Below are 16,378 nucleotides of genomic sequence, written 5' to 3' on the forward strand. Positions count from 1 at the left end.
GTGCCCGCGCCCTACTCGTGGGAGGTCGCCAGTGCCGGCGACGCGCGCTTCACGTGGGAGTACGACGACGGGCGCGCCCGGCTCCTTTCCCTATACCAAAAGGGAAAGGACAAGCAGTGGGATGCCCAGTCGCGCATCGACTGGGCGCAAGACGTCGACCCGATGAACCCGATCGGGCTGCCTGACGAGTTCCATCCGCTGTTCGGCAGCCCGATGTGGGACGCCGCAGACGACGCACGTCACGCCGAGATGCGGCAGCACTTCCAGGCCTGGCAGCTGTCGCAGTTCCTGCACGGCGAGCAGGGTGCGATGGTGTGCGCGGCCAAGATCGTCGAGGTCGTCCCGGACCTGGACGCGAAGTTCTACGCGGCCACCCAGACCATGGACGAGGCCCGGCACGTCGAGGCGTTCTCGCGATTCCTGCAGGAGAAGGTCGACTTGGTCTACCCGATCAACAAGCACCTGACCGCACTGCTGGACGACACCCTGCGCGACTCGCGCTGGGACATGCCCTACCTCGGCATGCAGGTCCTTATCGAAGGGCTCGCACTCGCCGCCTTCGGGGTGCTGCGGGACATGTCGGCGCAGGATTCGCTGGCCAAGAAGGTGCTGGCGTACGTCATGCAGGACGAGGCCAGGCACGTCGCCTTCGGCCGAATCTCGTTGAAGGACTACTATTCCGCGCTGACCGAGGCCGAGCGGGACGAGCGTGAAGAGTTCGTCGTGGACGCCTGTTACCTGATGCGCGACCGGTTCCGCGGCGAGGAGGTCTTCGAGACCCTCGGCATGGACGTCCAAGCGTGTGCCGAGTGGGTCGACACGTCGCCGCTGATGATCCAGTTTCGCTCGCACCTGTTCAGCCGCATCGTGCCGATCGTCAAGGACATCGGGTTGTGGGGCGACAAGGTACAGAAGGCCTTCAGGGACATGGGTGTACTCGACATGGCCGGCTTCGACATCGAGGCGCTGATGAAGGCCGATGAGGATCAAGCCGACGCGCTGGACAAGGCACACGCCGAGATGGCCGGCCGAGCCCTCGAGGTGGACGAGGTGATCGCGGCGGGCGCGAGCTAACCCAATGTCCGGTTTGGCGAGGAGACCAATCGACAGTCGAAAATACTTCCCATCGCGATGGGCTCCTTCGATTTCGTCGAGACTGCAGCCATTGCGGGCGTTCTCGGCGTGTCGTCGCAGAGGTTTACGTGTCGCGGCGGGGACGGCGCATGGCTGTGACGAAGCGATCCGGGCCGAAGGGTTCGACCCTCGGCCTTGTGAGCTGCGAGTTGGGACTTCCTCATCATGCTGAGCCCGGGCGGCGGGAATGGCCAGGTATACCGAGATGTTGAGCCGGGCATGACGGATCAAGTACAGCTCAGCCCCACCGATTGGGTGCGAGAGCAGACCGAACAAATACTGGCACAAGGCACTACGGACGGGGTCGTGATCCAAGATCGCCCCGTCGTCCTTTTCACGGTGACGGGTGCGAAGTCCGGGCAGAAGCGGTACGTGCCGCTGATGCGGGTGGAGAAGCACGGGCGCTACGCCATGATTGGTTCCCTCGGCGGGAGCCCGCAGAACCCCTCCTGGGTCTACAACCTCCGGGCTAACCCGAAGGTCACGGCGCAGGACGGCGACAAAGTGTTCGAGCTGACGGCCCGCGAGGTTCATGGGGCCGAGCGAGAAGAATGGTGGCAGAGGGCGACCGAAGCTTACCCGCACTACATCGAATTGCAGTCGCTGACGACACGGAAGATCCCGGTCTTCGTCTTGGGGTGACACGGTAAACGCGAAAACGACGAAGTCGGGCGAATGTGGCGCTATGTGGGCGAGCCGGTTTCGGGAGTGGTGGTGTGAAAGACCGGCCAGCCAATCTCGGTGCGCCAGGCCGTTTCATCACCGGTGTCTTGAGGACCGACGAGGTAGTACTCGCGAATGGGCTCGTCGATGGTGATGGCGTGTTGGGCGACGTGAACGCCCAGTGCGCCGTAGGCCAGGTCGATGTCGAGGTGGGAGCCGGCGTGTACCACGGTGGCTAGTTCGGCGGAGGGTACGACCAGTTCAGTGAGCCGCCCGGTGGGGCGGATATCACCGGCGAACGGGACGAAAACGGTTGCCATTCCTCGTTCACGGGTGAACAGCTCGTCGGCGAAAATGCCGCCGGCCGGGCCACAGATGCGCGCGCGTTGAGCGGTCAGGTTGGCATACAGCTCGGCCAGCGCTCCCCGGAGCCACGTCATCGCATCACGCGCGTCGATCACCTCGCTGATCGCGACCGCCTCGGCCGCTTCGACTCTGCGGTAACCTATTCGGCCTTCGAGAGCGGGCCCGGGCTGAAGCAGCTCGCGCAGCGACTCAACCGCCCGTTCGGTTTGCGCGAGTTGGGATTCCAGCCGCATGAGGTGGGCGTTGATCAGTTCGTTGCGTAGACGAAGGTCGGTGGTGCTCATGACGGTACGGATCTCGTCGAGTGGCATTTCGAGAGCCCGGAAGCGGCGAATGATCTGTGCCGTCGCGATCTGGGCGGTGCTGTAGCGGCGGTAGCCGGTGGCACGATCAACATCGACGGGCTCGAGCAGCCCGATCTGGTGGTAGTGGCGCAGCATCTTCACGCTCAGCTGCGTCGCACGGGAGAAGTCCCCGATTGCCAAAATCGCGGGCGAACTCATGCCCCCAAGTGTGCACTCTCCCCTGGGGGGAGACTCACGCCCCGCGCGAGCCTTGACTCGTCCACGGTGTCAGCGCGCATTGTGTAATCACCGGCTGCAACACTGGTCAGCCACGAATTGGGAGACGAGAGCATGAACAAGACCGATCTGGTAGGGATCGTCGCCGACCACATCGACGCGGTTAACGCCGGCGACATCGATCGCATCGTCGCCACATTCGCCGAGGATGCCTACGTCAACGACAACCACCGCGAATTCGTCGGAATCGACGCCATCCGCCGCTGGGTGGCCAAAGAGATAGTCGGTGACAAGGTGAGGATTGAGGTTCGCGAGGTGCTCAATCATCACGGCGATACGGTATTGCGCGGAGCCTACGACGGTACCTTCGACCGGACCAACCTGCCCGACGATCTTGTTCTGACGAACTACTTCGGCGTGCGTGACGGAAAGATCGTCAGTCTTGTCATCGTCTTCAACCAGCCCGCCGACTACTGACTGGCGATGGCAAGCAGTGCCTGCAGGTGTTCGACGACGGACTCGGGCTGCTCCTGCTGCACCCAGTGCCCGGCGCCGGGCACCAGGTGCACGCCCGTCATGTGGGTAAAGGCCCGTTCGCGCATGATCTCCAGGGCACCAGGCGTCTGATATGTGCCCCAGTCGCTTTGGCCGGCGATAAACATCGAAGGCACGTCAATTACCTTGCCCGAGAACAGGGCCAGGTCCGCAACAACATGCGGATCCAGGATGGCCCTGTACCAATTGAGGGCACCCTGAAACCCGGTGCGCTCGTATTCTTCAGCGTAGACAGCGATCTCGGCGTCCGGCAGCCACCGATTACCGACGATCTCAGTCGCCGATGGCGCGAAGGGGCGCACGGTCTCGGCCATCGTTTGGTCGCGGTCCATCACGTAATAGGTCGGCATCTTCGCCAGCTCGTCGGCTGAGAAATTCGCGAGCGGATGAGGCTTGTTCCCCTCCCAGTCGGCGCTTTTGTAATGGAAGTAGGCGCGCAGAAATGTGCCCACACCCTCTGGGGCGCGCCACATGTCGTCGTTGGCGGGCCTGGTTGTGTAGTAGCGCTGGTAGTGCTTGCGCGGGCGCGGCAACCGACCCAGGTCAGCTTCGACGTCCCCCGTAGTGTTGCCCGGCTCGGCGCGTTGTGAGCCTGGGGCTGCGGTGCCGAACGGTAGCCTTGGCGGCCCCGCGAACGGCGCGCTGAGGATGGCACACCGCTGGTAGACGTCCGGCCGGGTCAGAGCGCACCACGACGCGACGGGAGAGCCGAAATCGTGACCGATGACGGCCGCCGCCCGCCGGTAACCCAGCGCGAACGTGAGCGCCACCGCATCCCGAGCCAGATTCAGCATCGAGTAGGGGCGCAGATCCTGGTCGTAGGTCGGGCTCCAGCCTGTGGTGCGACCGTAGCCGCGCTGATCCGGCGCGACGACGTGGTAGCCGAACTCAGCGAGCGGAACCATGACCTTGCGCCAGGAGTAGGCGAGTTCGGGAAAGCCGTGCAGAAGGAGCAACAAGGGCTGGCCCGGCTTCTGCTGGCCGGCCTCGAGGACATGCATGCGAAGGCCGTTGACGCCATCGACGAAGCGGGAGTGCACGCCGTCCGGTAGGTGGCGAGTATCAAGCGGCGCGAGGGGCATGGTGATGAGCTCCATGTGGGAGGGATAGATCATTGTGGCGCGGGTCTCCGAAGTCCGCGAGAGCCCGGCCACTCACCAGCAGGTGTAGCCGCCGTCGATCACGATGTCGGAGCCGGTCATATAGCTCGACGCGTCGCTCGCGAGATAGAGGTATATGCCGATGAGTTCCTCGGGCCGGCCCAAGCGTCCGAGCGGGATCTTGGGTTCCCACAACGCGTGATACTCGGCTAAGGGCTCCACCAATTCGGTAAGGATGTAGCCGGGGCTGACGCTGTTGACCCGGATGTTGTAGGGCGCGAACTCCACCGCCATAGCCTTGGTCAGGTGAATGACCGCTGCCTTCGAGGCGCAGTAGTGGCCTACCTGCTGCGGGGTGTTGATGATGTGGCCCGACATCGATGCCGTGGTGATGATGGTGCCGGCGCGTTGCTGGGCGACCATGGCCTTCGCCGCCGCCTGTGCGGTGAGGAAGACACCGTTGACATTGGTGTCCTGGATGCGCTGGAACTCCTCCAGCGGCATGTCCAGCAGGCTGTTGAGGGCGATAATCCCCGCGTTGCACACCGCGATGTCGATCCCGCCCAACTCCTCGTCGATCCGGTTCACCATGGTGGCCACCTGCTCGGGTTGAGTGACATCGCAGGTGATGGGGAGCGCCCTCCCGCCACCGGCAACGATCTCTGCGGCCAGTTCCTGCAGCGGGTCCTGATGTCGGGCCGTGATCGCCACTACGGCCCCGGCTTGCGCGTACGCCAGCGCCACTTGCTTGCCGATACCGCTGGAGGCGCCCGTCACCAAAGCGTTCTTGCCATGCAGCTCAAAGAGACTCACTATGTTCACTTTCGCTCACAACCCTTCGCGGCGGCCCACGGGAAACGATAACGTCACGGGCACCGCGGGTGATCCGCTTTCTAGCGTAAGGATGTGGCGACATCGACCTCTGAGGTCAGGGTCTGATGAACCGGGCAACGTTCGGCGATGTTCAGTAACCGTTGCCGTTGAGTGTCGTCGAGGTCGCCTTCCAGTTCGATGTCGCGATCAATATGATCGATCCAGCCGATGCGCGTTTCGCAGTCGGCGCAGTCTTGCGCGTGAATACGCGAGTGCCGCAACGTCACTCGAACTTGCTTGAGCGGCCAGCCCTTGCGGTTGGCATACATCCGCACCGTCATGGAGGTACATGCGCCGAGCGCGGCCAGGAGCAGATCGTAGGGTGTCGGCCCGGCGTCGTCGCCGATCGGCTTTGGCTCGTCGGCGACGAGCTGGTGGTGCCCGGCGGTGATCTGCTGCGTGTAAGTCCCCGTACCGGCCTCGGTGACGGTCACGGTTCCCTCGGACGCCCCCACGTCATGGCCAGCTTGGTCCGTCGTCATGCCACTCTCCTTGACGGTTTGAACGCCGAACAACGCCGGATCGGATCGTCCCACGTCTGCGCGTCACCGACGCCATCGTGGCACCGTTGCGGCGGCACCCGGGGCTATTGGACCGTTAACGTGATAGGCCAAGCGGCCCCGCGAGTTCGGACAGTGTCGGCAACACCTTTTCCGGCCCGCCGTACACCAGGATCGCGACATGGTTGGCGCCGGCACTCAGATGCTCGCCCAACCGCGTGGCGATGTCGTCAGGAGTGCCGTGCGCGACCACGGCGTCGATGAGCTTGTCGCTGCCGGGCGGAGTGACGTCGTCGTCGGTGAAACCCAGCCGCTTCCAATTGCTGACATAGTTGCTCAGGCCGAGGTAATGGGCCAGCGTGTTGCGGCCGATCGCGCGCGCCTCTTCGGCGTCGCTGCTCAGTACCACGTTGTGCGCGGGCGCCAAGAGTGCGTTCGGCCCGATGATCGAGCGGGCCTGTGCGGTGTGCTCGGGCGTCGCGTTGGCCGGGTGAGCCCCGGCGGCGCGTTCGGCCGACAGCTTCAGCACCCGCGGACCGAGCGCGGCGAGCACGCGTTGATCGGCAGGTACGCCGTATTCGTCGAGTTCGTCGAGGTATGACACCAGCGCGTCGTAGGGCTTGCGGTATTGCGCTTCGGCTTCGGGATGGCCGACCCCGACGCCGAGCACGAAGCGGCCCGGGTAGGCGGTGTTGATGCGGTGGAACGACTCGGCGACGGGCTTGGCGGCCGCCGTCCAGATGTTGACGATTCCGGTGGCCACCTTCAGCGTGGTGGTCGACTCCAAAAGTGGCTCAACGAAGGACAATTCGGCCGGTGGTGAACCGCCGATCCAAATCGTGCCGTAGCCTAGCTGTTCGATTTCCCGAGCCTGGGTGGGGCTGGCGCCGAGTCCGAAGTAGCCGAATCGGCCGAGGTTGCTTGTGCTGGTATCTGGTGCGCTCATTGCCGTTGCAACCCTTCCACGGCGCGCCGCTATTCCGCCGCAGGCGAGATTTCTTGGCGTTCGCTGCCGCCGACCTCGATAAACTGTCCCAATTGAAATGGAAAGAAAAACCAAAGCTGAGCAGCGGCGCCGTGACCTCTGCGACGCGGCAATCGCAATACTGGCAGCGGACGGCGCGCGCGGGCTGACCCACCGCAGCGTCGACCGGCACGCGGGCTTCGCCGAGGGAAGCACGTCCTTCTACTACCAGACCAGGGCGGCATTGCTTCGCGCTGCGATGGACCGAGTGGTCGAACTTGATGTAGCCGATTTCACTGCGGCGTTAGATGCGACGGGGGGCGGCGAAGTCGATTCCCTGCTTTCAACGCTCGCTGTCCAGGCTATGCGTACCGCAGTCGAGCCGGAGCGTTCGCGGGCGCGGGCTCGGTTCGAGCTCATGATGATCGCCTCTCGAGACCCCAGCCTCGGGGTGGTTTTCGACGGTCTGATGGATCAGTTCGTCGCCATCAGCGAAGCGGCCGTCGCACAGGCCCAACCCGTTGGCGCACCACCCGATCGGGAACTGGTCAAGGCGCAGGCATTCGCCGTGGTCACCTTCCTGGGTGGATTTCTCCTCCGGCTGGCGTACGGACTGACCGACATGGACAGCGCCAAAAGCCTGGAACAATATCTGCATTCGGTGATCGCCGGGGTGGCCGCTGACCACGTTGGGAAGAAGCCTTAGGCACCCTGGCGGCGGTCATGGCCTCACCGACACCCGGCCTTGCGCCTGCACGTCGCGGACGGCAGCGAAAGCTTCGGCGACCTGGTCCAGTCCGAATGTCGGCCCGATCGTGGGGGCCGGGTCGATGTCCCCGTGGCTGAATGCGCCGAGGACCTCGCGGAATTCGTCGATCGAGTAGGCGACGGAGTACCGGACGGTGAGTTCCTTGAGCAGCGCCGTGATGGGTTCGATGGCGGTCGGCTCAGCGCAGGCCCCGGAAACGACCAGGCGACCCCGTGGCCGCAGTGCAGGCTGGCAGGCCTGCACAAGCTCGGGGCGTCCGACGCACTCGACGACGGCGTCATAAGCCCCAGGTTCGGCCTCGGACACGGATACGAGCACGTCGGTGGCGCCCATCGAACTCGCTGAATCACGCCGCCGCGGATCGGGATCTGCCACCGTGACACGGCCGCCGCCCTTGTGCAGCGCCCAGACAAGGGTGGTCAGACCAACCCCACCCGCACCGACGACAAGTACGTCGTCGCCCGGCCCGATCTCGGCGCTGTGGACACCGTGCAAGCCGACGGCGAATGGCTCCACCAGGGCCGAATAGTCCGCGGGTAGATCTGTGGGGAACGCGAAGCAATGGTCACCGGGAGCGGAAGCGTACTCGGCGAATCCGCCCGCTGGACCCATCCCGATGTAGCGCGCCTTCGGGCAGTGCGATACCAGGCCGGCTCGACAATACCGGCACGATCCACACGAAATGACCGGCAGCACAGCGACGTTGGTTCCCTCACTCCAGCCATCAGCGTGTGCCCCGACGGCGACAACTTCGCCGCCCAGTTCGTGGCCCATCACCATCCCGGCCGGCGCGAAGGGCTGAGCCTTGATGTCGGACCCGCATACCCCGCACGCCTTGACGCGGATGACCAACTCGCCAGGCTCTGGGGTGGGATCGGGAAGTTCGACGACCTCGAAGCCTCCGGAGTCCTTGTCTTCGGTTGTCACGGCGGCCTTCATCGCTTGTCTCCCTCTAGCTCAATGTCGAACACCGAAAGGTATTCATCGAAGATCGGCTCGAGATCGGCGCGGGTCACGCCCGACCCATCCAGCGAGTACGGTGCGACCCCGTGGCGGTCCTGCGGATGAACGTCGAGCCATTCGAGCATCGCCTGCTCGGTCGACGCGCTCAGGTCGTCACCGGCCCAGTCGTAGAGCGCCCGCATCACAGCGACCGGGTCACGCATCAGGTCGGCATAGTGCAGGTCGAAGAATCGATCGTCACCGATCCGCCGCCTCGTAGCCAGCGGACGGTCAACGTGTTCCTTCAACTGGCGCAATACATTCGCCACGGTGACGCCGACGTCGATGTCGGCACCCGTTGCCGCGCGAGACAGGTAATTTAGCCGCAGGAACGAAGCGGTTGACTTGAACGGATCTCGGTGCGCCCACACCATCCGCACGTCGGGATAGGTCGCCAGAAGAGTCTCGATGTGCACCGCGTGCGACGGCATCTTCAGCGACCAGGTGCCCGGCGCGCGAGACTGCAGTACCTGCAACACCATTCGCTCATACGCGTAGGCACTCGACATGTCGGTCCGCAGCAACCAATCGGCGTATGAGGCAGTGGGCATAAACGCCTCCCACAGGTACGCTTTGAAGTCTTGGTTTTGCACAAACACACATTCCGTCGGCCCGTCGGCCTCGTCCCAATGGACAAGCGGAATGTTGGCTGCCTTGAGTCCCTCAGCAAGCACCTCGAGTTCGGCCTTCTTCTTCAGGCAGCGCGGATCGGTCCGCAGCGTTTCCGGCGTGGCCGGGGGCACCGAGTCCTCGGCCTCCCACGTCAACAGCGAGCGTCGCAGCGGATCCTGATCCAGTAGATAGCTGGCCAGCGATGTGCCCGTACGTGGCAGACCGAGCACGACCAACGGACGTTGGACGTGCTCGTCGAGAACTTCGGGGTGGTGCTTGACATAGTCGACCAGGCGTAGCCGGTTCCACATTGCGGCGATGAACTGGCCGTAGACGAACTCGCGTCCACCGGGGTTCACGCCCGGCGCCGACTCGCAAGATGCGACCAACACCGTCAGGCCCTCGCGCCAAGAGTCGCCGCCAAAATCGTCGAGGCCCGCTTGTTCGCACGCGCGTGTGACGAGCTCGTCGACGGCTGAGGCAGACCGTGAGCGCATGGACGTCACGTCAAGGGATGCTATACGCCTGTAGAGAACAAATGTTAGGTTGGGGCGGAATCAAGCAAAGCTCGGAGGTCTCCCGTGTCGCCATCGCTGGACGAACTGGTCAAACAGGGGGAGGGCGCCCAAGACGCCGTCGACCTCGGTGACGGCATCTTCATGTCCAGGAACATCGCCAACAGTTATCTGGTAACGACCTCAGGCGGCGACCTGATTATCAACACCGGAACCGACTTCGAGGCGTCGGAGATCAAGGCCCGGTTCGCGCGAATCAGCAACGGCCCGTTACGAGTAATCACTTTCACCCAGGGCCACCCCGACCACGTCAGCGGGTGGAACCTGTTCAACCAGCCCGGGGTCGAAACGATCGCGCAAGCCAACCATCCGGACGTTCGCGAGTACTGGCGCCACCTGCACCCCTTCTACGTGCGGCGGATCATGAAGCTGTGGGGTGCCTTCATCGACGTCGAAACCGCGGCGGCCGCGCTCCCAGCAGAGCCGGTGCTCACCGAGTCGTTCATCGACACCTACGCGTTCGAACTCGGGGGTCGGCAGTTCGAGCTGTACTCCACGCCTGGTGGGGAGACCACCGACGCCCTGGTGGTGTGGATGCCCGAACACCGGACCGTGTTCATCGGCAACCTGATGGGGCCGTTCTTCGGGCACGTCCCCAACCTGTACACGCTGCGGGGCGACAAGACCCGCAGCGCCATGACGTTCATGCACTCGGTCGACCGGGTGATCGCACTGCAACCGGAAACGCTGATCAACGGGCACGATGTATTCCACGGCGCGGACGAGATCGCGGCGACGATGACCAAGGTGCGTGACGCGACGGCCTACCTTCGCGACCGCACCATCGACGGCATGAACTCCGGCGCCAACCTGTGGACTTTGATGCGCGACGTCACGCTCCCGCCCGAGCTGGTGCTTCCCCAGGTACACGGCAAGGTCAGCTGGATTGTCCGGGCGATCTGGGAAGAGCACGTGGGCTGGTTTCGCTACGAGTCCACTACCGAGCTCTACGACGTGCCGGCGTCGTCGGTGTGGTCGGACGTCGTGGACCTGGTCGGTGGCACCGCCGCGCTGACCGAGCGAGCCGCCGCCCATGTCAAGGGGGGCCGACCCCTTCAGGCGCTGCACCTGACCGACATCGTCCTGTCGCATTCCCCGGCCGACCCCGACGGTTTGGGCGTAAAACGTCAGGCTTTGAAACGGCTTCTGGCCGATAGCGGCCGGGAGAACCACAGCGAAGTGCAATGGCTGGAACAAGAAGTGAGTAGCGCCTCGGCGCAAGAAGGGGTCAGGGAGGACCAGTGAAGGCCGAAAACCTCTATCACACCGGCATCGTCGTCGACGACCTCGAGGCGACCATGGACTGGCTGCAGAAGGTGGCGGGCTACACCTGGACCGACGTCGTCAGCGTCGACCAAGAGGTGGTCACCCCCGATGGCGACGTGACCATTCCGATGAAGATGGTCTACTCAGGCGCCGAACCCCGGCTCGAGCTGCTGCAGACCGTCGCGGGCACTGTGTGGACTCCCGCAGACTCCGGCGTCCACCACGTCGGCTATTGGTCCGACGACGTCGAATCCGACGTGGCCACCCTGGAATCCAACGGCCTCGCTATCGAGGTGAAGTCCTACAACCCCGACGGTTCCGGCACATTGCTGTGGGCATACGCCAAGGGTTCCGTTGGACCGCGCATCGAACTGGTCAGCCGCAACATGGAACCATTCATTGCCTATTGGTGGGCGACGGCGAGCACCGCGACAAAGTGACTCACCGTCCCACAACTGCGCCCATGAGCTACTGCGGGTGGGTCGCCAGATAGTCCCCTACCGGTATCGGCGAGGTCGCGGCGTAACCGATGGGCAGCAACACGTCGCCCGCGGTCGTGGCGCAGTAGACGTCCCACCGGTAGTAGCCGGCGAACGCAGCGGGATCGGCAGCAATCAGCGCCGCGTATTGGTTGACCGCCCGCACGTATTCGTTGGCGTGGTTGTACCGGTAGATGGCGTGATCACGATCGTTGGCAAATCCGTTGGCGGCGAGATAGCGGCCCGCTGCCATGATGCTGTCGCGGGGCGAGTGGATATCGCCGCCCTGGCCATAGCTGGCGAATGTCGCGGGCAAGAACTGCATCGGTCCCTGCGCGCCGGCGGTGCTCGCGCCGTTGATGCTGCCGAATCGGGTCTCGACGAGGTTGATCGCGGCAAGGTAGCTCCAGCCGACGCCGGATTCCGACTCCGCCTGGTGGTAGTAGCCGAGCAGTTCGTCCGCCGGAGCAGGTGGGTCAACGCGCCATGCGGGCAGCGTCGTTCTTGCGGGTGTGATCGCGGTGAGCTGTCGACGGGCGTCGACGTTGCGGTCATACACGTCCAGTAACGAGGGCGGGATTCGCGGGCGCGTACTCGAGTCCCATTCCGGGTGCCGCCCGATGGCCCGGTAAGCCGCCTGCTGGCGACGCGCTGCCGCCGCCAGCGCTCCCTCCGGCGTCGACCCGTTACGCAGCGCTTGCTCGTCGGCGACCAAGTCGTCGGCCAGCTGCGCCGGGTCTGACGCCAGCTGAGGCTGCGCGCCCATGGGAGCGCTCGGCGCGGCGGGCATCGTTGACGCGAGCGGTGTGGCGGCCGTGGTCGTCGCGGTTGAGGTCGCCACCTTCATCGCGGTCGGCGGCGCCGTCGGCGCTGTACAGCCGGCGAGTGCGAACAGGATCACGGCGAGAACAAGCGGGGCGACGACTCTACGGTTACGGCTCACGGTGTTCACTTCCGTCGACTGCCTCATCGGTAGCGAGTCTTTCGTATCAGATGCCACGTTCGCCGCCGCATCGTGAAAAAACCCCGCCCTGGTTCGCCAGGGCGGGGTTTTCCGGTAGACCGGCTGGTCGGATTGGACTAGGCGGTGCGACGGATGCTGCGCGTGCGGCCTATCTCATGCTTGAGCAGCAGCTCACGCTCGGTCTCTGAGAGTCCGCCCCAGATGCCGTACGGCTCGCCGACTTCCAGAGCATGAGCCCGGCACTGTGCCAGTACCGGGCACTGGCGGCACATCTCCTTCGCCCGCCGCTCACGCTGCAAGCGGGCCCGACCGCGCTCGCCGTCCGGATGGAAGAACACCGACGAATCGACCCCACGGCAAAGGCCTTGTAATTGCCATTCCCAAATATCGGCGTTGGGGCCTGGTAGCTGCTCCGGTTGTGGCATTGAAGTCCCTCTCTACACGCCCAAGATCAGGCCAGTTTGCGATCAAGTACGTCGTCAACTGAATCGAGCGGGTCGTCGGTGACTACTCGTCGACCTTAAAGGTAGGGGGCCTACGGAATTTTCGTCAACACTCGGTGATCTGCCGAATGCTCAACTGGGGCTTGACAATTTACCCTGAGTTCATCGACGTGATGAGCCTGCTCGTCAGCGTATGCATGGTGACGGGGTCTGATGCGGGAATATCCCAGCTCGCGGCTGGTCGTGCGGTGTCACGATAAATATAATCTGCGTCAGATTTAATACCGGTGTAACTCAGAAACCATGCAATTTTAACTGGTGCCAGCCGTGATCGATATGCCCTACGATCCGACAATCGAGTCCGATCTCACCGCCTCCGCCTTTGGAAACCGGCCCGGACGCTGGCCGCTGCCGTCGGCGGGCACACCGCACCAGCTATGGCTCCGCGCGGTCGGCGCCGGGGGGCAGGGCCGCTACGGCAGCGCCCGCAGCGACCTCACCACGCTACTGCGCTCTGCCCCGGTGGATCGGCTTGCCTCGCTGGCGCACAGTACCCAGGCTTCCTTTCTGCGTCAGCTGGGTTGGCACGGGCTGGCGCGCGGCTGGGACGGTCGTGCGTTGGCGCTGGCCGGCGACGACCCTGAGGCTGCTGGCGATGCGCTGATCGGGCTGGCGGCCGACGCACTGGGCGTCGGTCGGCTGGCCGCCGCGGCGGCGTTGCTGAGCCGGGCAGAGCCGATAGTGGCGCAGGCGCCGCAGCACCGGCTGTTGGTCCGCCGAGCTTGGGTTGCCGCCGAGCTGGCGATGGCGGCCGGCGACGGTGCCGCCGCGGTGCGGAACGCCGAGGCCGCCGTCGAATTGGCGGCGACCTCGGTCGACGGGTCCGCTGAGGAGCCGGGCCATCCGCAGGTGTCCGCCCGGCACTGCGCCAAAAGCGACGTGGTGTTGGCCGCCGCGCTGTGCAGCGCCGGTGCCGTCGACCGGGCCCGGACCGTCGGTGAGGAGACGCTGGAGCTCACCGGCCGGTTGGGCCTGGTGCCGCTGCGTTGGGCGGTGGCCTGTCTGCTGGTCGACCTTGTCGACACGGGAAGTCTCACCCGCCCGATCACCGGGCTGTGCGATATTCGCGACGAGTGTGCCCGCCAAGTGCAGCACTGGGGCGGGGCCTGGGCTCGGCGGTAACAGCGCAGACGCTGCCGTGTGTCGTTATTGTTTCACTGTGTGCCGCTGCGCTGGGCTATGCCCGGCTCGTAACGTTGGAGATGTTGCCGTCGATGACAACCCAGGAGGAACGTCTCGACGCTGTTGTAGCTGACGCCGTAGCAGGTGATCGGGACGCGCTTCGACGAGTGCTGGAGACGATCCGTCCGATCGTGGTCCGATACTGCCGCGCGCGAGTCGGCACGATCGAGCGGACCGGCCTTTCGGCTGATGACGTCGCACAGGAGGTGTGCTTGGCCGCCGTGATGGCGTTGCCGCGTTATTGTGATCGCGGTCGCCCGTTCCTGGCCTTCGTGTACGGCATCGCCGCGCACAAGGTGGCCGATGCATATCGTGCAGCCGGTCGTGACCTCGCATATCCCACGGACTCCGTTCCCGAGCGCAGGTCAGCCGAGGCCGGTCCCGAGCAGGCGGCGATCGAAGCCGACTCCGTTTCCAGGATGAGCGAGCTGCTCAAGGTTCTGCCCGACAAGCAACGCGAAATCCTGATCTTGCGCGTTGTGGTCGGTTTGACCGCCGAGGAGACCGCCAGCGCCATTGGCAGCACCGCTGGAGCGGTTCGCGTAGCCCAACACCGCGCCTTGGCGCGGCTGAAATCCGAGATTGTTGCAGCGGGGCGAGATTATGTCTGAGCCAACCCATACGCCGTTCGATCAGTTCGATGCGGGCGCGGTGGCCCGCGCCGAGCGGTTCCTCGATGCGCTGGCCAAACGTGAGCCGGTCGAGTTCAGCGACGTCGCAGAGTTTGGAGATAGCGGAGAGCGGGCGCTGGCCGGGCTGCTGGAGGACTGGCGCGACGAGCTCAGGGTCCCGGCGCCGACCGGGCTGTGCTCGGAGCGCGACGCCCTCGGGGCGCTGAATCGCGGGCTGGCGGCGCGTCGTCGAATCCGTCACCGGATGGCGCTGGTGGGGGTGATTGCCGCGACCGTGCTCGGTGTCGGCGGATTCGTGTCCATGATGGGCGGGGCTCAGCCCGGCGACACGCTGTACGGCGTCCATACCAAGCTGTTGGGCGAGCCGCCATCGGTGCACGATGAGCGGATCACGCAGTCCGCCAATATCGATTTGGACCGCGTTGAGCAAATGATCGCGCTGGGGCAGTGGGATGAGGCGCAGGACAAACTTGCCGCGGTCAGCGACAGGGTGCAGACGGTCAAGGACGGCGACCGCAAACAGGATCTGATCGAGCGGATGAACCTTTTGACCGCCAAGGTCGTCAACCGCGATCCCAATGCGACGGTGGTGCCCAGCTCACTGCCGAGCGCGGCCCCGGCGGTCAGCATGACGGTTCAGCAGCCCAACTCGGTGGGTGGCTGAGGCCAGAAACGCCTGGTTACCGGCGAGCCGTGCTATTCCCGTGATATCGGAGTATCCGAGGTCGCCTCGTTGAGTGAGGCATCGGCGTACCCCCGGCAATAATCCCAGGTGACGTAGGCGTCAGGCTCGGGATCGTAGGCCGGCTCGTGCGGACGGACGGTGCCGTCGACCAACAACTGCAGCAGGTTCGCACGCAGCATGTCCCAGTCGTGGTAGTGGTCCTGCTGACACTCGTCGCAACACACCACCAGGCCACGAATACCCTTGTGCGCCAACAGTGCCTCGTACACCGCGAGGTCGGCCAGGTCGGCTTCGACCGCCATCCGCTCCTGGGGGTCAAGCGGTTGACCCGGCTCGACGGCGTCCAGCGCCGCGGACGGATCACACGGGTCGTCGGCAAAGGGATCGGGCGGCAAACCCGGCGGGAGGTAGTCGCGCACGGTTCCACATTACGCAGCCGGGCGGGCATCACGCCAGCGCTACACCCGCAGACCAGCAGCCATGTTGCTCCGCGGTGAGCGCCCCCCCGGCGCGCGTCGCGACCGAGTCGTGAGGAGCCGATAGGATGAGGTTCTCACTCCGCGTGCGCATGGGAGGGCCCCGGCTATGTCTTTAGGGTCATCTGGCTTGTCCCGACTTGAAGGCAGCGGCGACCTGATTGTCGAACCATACGTCCGCGTCGGCGGCCTCGCCGACGACCCGGTACCCACCGGAGGTGACGATCCGCACAAGGTCGCGATGCTGGGATTGACCTTCGACGACGTCCTGCTGTTGCCGGCCGCCTCAGATGTGGTGCCGGCCAGCGCGGATACGTCCAGCCAGCTCACCAAGCAGATCCGGCTCAAAGTGCCGTTGGTCAGCTCGGCGATGGACACCGTGACCGAGTCACGAATGGCCATCGCGATGGCCCGGGCCGGCGGCATGGGCGTGCTGCACCGCAACCTGTCGGTCGCCGAACAGGCGGGCCAGGTCGAGATGGTGAAGCGGTCGGAGGCGGGCATGGTCACCGATCCGGTCACCTGCCGGCCGGACAACACGCTGGCCGAAGTCGATG

At 64.8% G+C, this 16,378-nt stretch carries 20 protein-coding genes; 10 read left to right on the plus strand and 10 right to left on the minus strand.

From position 1 onward, the window contains the following. Positions 1-1,074, plus strand: a 1,074-nt coding sequence (locus tag VNW74_RS28455; RefSeq protein WP_325683115.1) for a ferritin-like domain-containing protein, incomplete at its 5' end; no start/stop codon positions are given. 279 nt (positions 1,075-1,353) lie between these two features. After that, positions 1,354-1,776: a nitroreductase family deazaflavin-dependent oxidoreductase gene (locus VNW74_RS28460; protein ID WP_325683117.1), complete on the plus strand. Its 423-nt coding sequence runs from the start codon at positions 1,354-1,356 to the stop codon at positions 1,774-1,776. Positions 1,777-1,817: 41 nt separating this feature from the next. Here VNW74_RS28460 and VNW74_RS28465 read toward each other — a convergent pair whose 3' ends face one another. Next, the gene (locus VNW74_RS28465) at positions 1,818-2,666 is read right to left on the minus strand and encodes a MerR family transcriptional regulator (RefSeq protein WP_325683119.1); all 849 of its coding nucleotides are present in this window, start codon (positions 2,664-2,666) and stop codon (positions 1,818-1,820) included. Between the two features lie 132 nt (positions 2,667-2,798). Between VNW74_RS28465 and VNW74_RS28470 the strand changes: the two genes are divergently transcribed. Beyond that, on the plus strand, positions 2,799-3,161 hold the full coding sequence (locus VNW74_RS28470; protein WP_325683121.1) for a nuclear transport factor 2 family protein: 363 nt from the start codon (positions 2,799-2,801) through the stop codon (positions 3,159-3,161). Here VNW74_RS28470 and VNW74_RS28475 read toward each other — a convergent pair. The 4 genes from VNW74_RS28475 to VNW74_RS28490 form a co-directional block, all read right to left on the minus strand. Further along, a complete protein-coding gene (locus VNW74_RS28475; RefSeq protein ID WP_325683123.1) occupies positions 3,155-4,336 on the minus strand; it encodes an alpha/beta hydrolase in 1,182 nt (393 codons plus the stop codon). The genes VNW74_RS28470 and VNW74_RS28475 overlap by 7 nt on opposite strands. Positions 4,337-4,393: 57 nt before the next feature. Continuing rightward, positions 4,394-5,161 (minus strand): SDR family oxidoreductase, encoded by a 768-nt coding sequence (locus tag VNW74_RS28480; protein WP_325683125.1) that lies wholly within the window; start codon positions 5,159-5,161, stop codon positions 4,394-4,396. 71 nt (positions 5,162-5,232) lie between these two features. Continuing rightward, on the minus strand, positions 5,233-5,694 hold the full coding sequence (locus VNW74_RS28485; RefSeq protein WP_325683127.1) for an OsmC family protein: 462 nt from the start codon (positions 5,692-5,694) through the stop codon (positions 5,233-5,235). Positions 5,695-5,809: 115 nt separating this feature from the next. After that, a complete protein-coding gene (locus tag VNW74_RS28490) occupies positions 5,810-6,658 on the minus strand; it encodes an LLM class F420-dependent oxidoreductase (protein WP_325683129.1) in 849 nt (282 codons plus the stop codon). A 97-nt stretch (positions 6,659-6,755) separates the two neighbouring features. On the opposite strand from VNW74_RS28490, the gene VNW74_RS28495 reads away from it, so the two are divergent. After that, positions 6,756-7,382, plus strand: coding sequence for a TetR/AcrR family transcriptional regulator (locus tag VNW74_RS28495; RefSeq protein ID WP_325683131.1), 627 nt, complete (start codon positions 6,756-6,758; stop codon positions 7,380-7,382). A 15-nt stretch (positions 7,383-7,397) separates the two neighbouring features. On the opposite strand, the gene VNW74_RS28500 is transcribed toward VNW74_RS28495, so the two are convergent. Next, the gene (locus VNW74_RS28500; protein WP_325683133.1) at positions 7,398-8,384 is read right to left on the minus strand and encodes a zinc-dependent alcohol dehydrogenase; all 987 of its coding nucleotides are present in this window, start codon (positions 8,382-8,384) and stop codon (positions 7,398-7,400) included. Then, on the minus strand, positions 8,381-9,556 hold the full coding sequence (locus VNW74_RS28505; protein WP_325683150.1) for a sulfotransferase: 1,176 nt from the start codon (positions 9,554-9,556) through the stop codon (positions 8,381-8,383). Before VNW74_RS28505 ends, VNW74_RS28500 begins: the two co-directional genes overlap by 4 nt. Positions 9,557-9,640: 84 nt before the next feature. Here VNW74_RS28505 and VNW74_RS28510 point away from each other — a divergent pair, with 84 nt between their 5' ends. Together VNW74_RS28510 and VNW74_RS28515 are read left to right on the plus strand one after the other, a co-directional pair. Then, positions 9,641-10,879, plus strand: a complete 1,239-nt coding sequence (locus tag VNW74_RS28510; protein WP_325683135.1) for an alkyl sulfatase dimerization domain-containing protein — start codon at positions 9,641-9,643, stop codon at positions 10,877-10,879. Beyond that, on the plus strand, positions 10,876-11,340 hold the full coding sequence (locus VNW74_RS28515; protein WP_325683137.1) for a VOC family protein: 465 nt from the start codon (positions 10,876-10,878) through the stop codon (positions 11,338-11,340). Before VNW74_RS28510 ends, VNW74_RS28515 begins: the two co-directional genes overlap by 4 nt. Before the next feature lie 28 nt (positions 11,341-11,368). Here VNW74_RS28515 and VNW74_RS28520 read toward each other — a convergent pair whose 3' ends face one another. Beyond that, positions 11,369-12,322 (minus strand): transglycosylase SLT domain-containing protein, encoded by a 954-nt coding sequence (locus VNW74_RS28520; RefSeq protein WP_414686813.1) that lies wholly within the window; start codon positions 12,320-12,322, stop codon positions 11,369-11,371. Between the two features lie 137 nt (positions 12,323-12,459). Then, positions 12,460-12,768: a WhiB family transcriptional regulator gene (locus VNW74_RS28525; protein ID WP_325683141.1), complete on the minus strand. Its 309-nt coding sequence runs from the start codon at positions 12,766-12,768 to the stop codon at positions 12,460-12,462. 354 nt (positions 12,769-13,122) lie between these two features. On the opposite strand from VNW74_RS28525, the gene VNW74_RS28530 reads away from it, so the two are divergent. The 3 genes from VNW74_RS28530 to VNW74_RS28540 all read left to right on the plus strand — a co-directional run bounded on the left by VNW74_RS28530 (position 13,123) and on the right by VNW74_RS28540 (position 15,324). Further along, positions 13,123-13,968 carry a hypothetical protein gene (locus VNW74_RS28530; protein ID WP_414686814.1) on the plus strand — a complete coding sequence of 282 codons (846 nt, stop codon included), beginning with the start codon at positions 13,123-13,125 and terminating at the stop codon, positions 13,966-13,968. Positions 13,969-14,060: 92 nt separating this feature from the next. Further along, on the plus strand, positions 14,061-14,639 hold the full coding sequence (locus VNW74_RS28535; RefSeq protein WP_325683143.1) for a sigma-70 family RNA polymerase sigma factor: 579 nt from the start codon (positions 14,061-14,063) through the stop codon (positions 14,637-14,639). Further along, entirely contained in the window at positions 14,632-15,324 is a 693-nt protein-coding gene (locus VNW74_RS28540) for an anti-sigma-D factor RsdA (protein WP_325683145.1), read from the plus strand. The genes VNW74_RS28535 and VNW74_RS28540 overlap by 8 nt, the downstream gene beginning before the upstream one ends. A 32-nt stretch (positions 15,325-15,356) precedes the next feature. On the opposite strand, the gene VNW74_RS28545 is transcribed toward VNW74_RS28540, so the two are convergent. Beyond that, entirely contained in the window at positions 15,357-15,764 is a 408-nt protein-coding gene (locus VNW74_RS28545; RefSeq protein WP_325683147.1) for a DUF5319 domain-containing protein, read from the minus strand. A 166-nt stretch (positions 15,765-15,930) separates the two neighbouring features. Between VNW74_RS28545 and VNW74_RS28550 the strand changes: the two genes are divergently transcribed. Next, positions 15,931-16,378: IMP dehydrogenase (locus VNW74_RS28550; RefSeq protein ID WP_325683149.1), on the plus strand; the 448-nt coding region annotated here is incomplete at its 3' end.

The sequence above is a fragment of the Mycobacterium sp. genome, from assembly GCF_035570115.1.
Taxonomy (GTDB): Bacteria; Actinomycetota; Actinomycetes; order Mycobacteriales; family Mycobacteriaceae; genus Mycobacterium.

Excerpts from the sequence above, each read along its gene's own strand:
- VNW74_RS28460 (WP_325683117.1), top strand. The coding sequence starts at position 1,354 with ATGACGGATCAAGTACAGCTCAGCCCCACCGATTGGGTGCGAGAGCAG.
- VNW74_RS28490 (WP_325683129.1), bottom strand. The coding sequence starts at position 6,658 with ATGAGCGCACCAGATACCAGCACAAGCAACCTCGGCCGATTCGGCTAC.
- VNW74_RS28485 (WP_325683127.1), bottom strand. The coding sequence starts at position 5,694 with ATGACGACGGACCAAGCTGGCCATGACGTGGGGGCGTCCGAGGGAACC.
- VNW74_RS28495 (WP_325683131.1), top strand. The coding sequence starts at position 6,756 with ATGGAAAGAAAAACCAAAGCTGAGCAGCGGCGCCGTGACCTCTGCGAC.
- VNW74_RS28505 (WP_325683150.1), bottom strand. The coding sequence starts at position 9,556 with ATGCGCTCACGGTCTGCCTCAGCCGTCGACGAGCTCGTCACACGCGCG.
- VNW74_RS28470 (WP_325683121.1), top strand. The coding sequence starts at position 2,799 with ATGAACAAGACCGATCTGGTAGGGATCGTCGCCGACCACATCGACGCG.
- VNW74_RS28525 (WP_325683141.1), bottom strand. The coding sequence starts at position 12,768 with ATGCCACAACCGGAGCAGCTACCAGGCCCCAACGCCGATATTTGGGAA.
- VNW74_RS28530 (WP_414686814.1), top strand. The coding sequence starts at position 13,123 with ATGCCCTACGATCCGACAATCGAGTCCGATCTCACCGCCTCCGCCTTT.
- VNW74_RS28475 (WP_325683123.1), bottom strand. The coding sequence starts at position 4,336 with ATGGAGCTCATCACCATGCCCCTCGCGCCGCTTGATACTCGCCACCTA.
- VNW74_RS28500 (WP_325683133.1), bottom strand. The coding sequence starts at position 8,384 with ATGAAGGCCGCCGTGACAACCGAAGACAAGGACTCCGGAGGCTTCGAG.
- VNW74_RS28465 (WP_325683119.1), bottom strand. The coding sequence starts at position 2,666 with ATGAGTTCGCCCGCGATTTTGGCAATCGGGGACTTCTCCCGTGCGACG.
- VNW74_RS28540 (WP_325683145.1), top strand. The coding sequence starts at position 14,632 with ATGTCTGAGCCAACCCATACGCCGTTCGATCAGTTCGATGCGGGCGCG.
- VNW74_RS28535 (WP_325683143.1), top strand. The coding sequence starts at position 14,061 with ATGACAACCCAGGAGGAACGTCTCGACGCTGTTGTAGCTGACGCCGTA.